Origin of the sequence: Citrobacter sp. S55_ASV_140 (assembly GCF_018919505.1) — a bacterium.
GTDB lineage: Bacteria > Pseudomonadota > Gammaproteobacteria > Enterobacterales > Enterobacteriaceae > Citrobacter > Citrobacter werkmanii.
Map to the genome: position 1 here is coordinate 1 of NZ_JAHLQZ010000397.1, position 1,007 is coordinate 1,007.

Consider the following 1,007-nt stretch of genomic DNA (forward strand, 5'->3'; position numbering starts at 1 on the left):
GACCTGGATCAATCGCCCTGGCGAGCCTTTATTTATTGCATAACAAATCAAAATAATCGAAATTTCATTCACTAAAAATGTAATTACTTTTCCTTATATTCGACTCTTTTTTTTATCTTCTTATACTCTTTGCATAAAAACAGTATCTTTAAGACGCCAAAACTTTAAAAACCAGCATAAAATGCCAAACATCTTGATAAACAAAGGCAGGACGAGGGTTATACAGCCGTTCTGACAGTGAGACAGATCACACTTCCCTGACCGTTCCCCCTACGTTAAACCTATGTAAAAAACCCTTTTATTTCAGCAATTTCATAAAGTTAATTGCCCTATAGCACATTTTTGCATAAATAAGATTGCCATTTGACCTGTGTGTGGATTCCCGATAACGTGGAACTCCGCTGGAAGCTTTCTGGATGAGCAGCCTGCTCATCATATTTATGCAGTAATTGAGATTCCCTCTGAAGCAAGTCCTCAAACTTGTTTGACCTGTGCGAAAAGGATAAAGAGGGCGAATGCGAGGTAAGCGTATGCACGCAAACCCCGTCGCCATGCTCTTGGTGTGCCCGTGCGCAACGGTTCAGATGGGAATCCCGCAGAGCCTGGGGAGGTTCACTCATATGTTGTACGATAAATCTCTTGAGAGGGATAACTGTGGTTTCGGCCTGATCGCCCACATAGAAGGCGAACCTAGCCACAAGGTAGTGCGTACCGCCATACACGCACTGGCCCGCATGCAGCACCGTGGCGCAATTCTTGCCGATGGAAAAACCGGCGATGGTTGCGGTCTGCTGTTACAAAAACCGGATCGCTTTTTCCGCATCGTGGCGCAAGAGCACGGCTGGCGTTTAGCCAAAAACTACGCCGTCGGCATGATCTTTTTAAATAAAGACGCTGAACTGGCGGCAGCCTCTCGTCGCATAGTCGAAGAAGAATTACAGCAGGAGACCCTGTCGATTGTCGGCTGGCGCGACGTGCCGACCAACGAAGGTGTTCTCGGTGAAATC

At 46.5% G+C, this 1,007-nt stretch carries 1 protein-coding gene; it reads left to right on the plus strand.

The genetic code is table 11. The annotated features are described in order from the left end of the window. Nucleotides 1–620: 620 nt before the first annotated feature. Nucleotides 621–1,007, plus strand: a 387-nt coding sequence (locus tag KQJ18_RS24125) for a hypothetical protein (RefSeq protein WP_216422973.1), incomplete at its 3' end; no start/stop codon positions are given.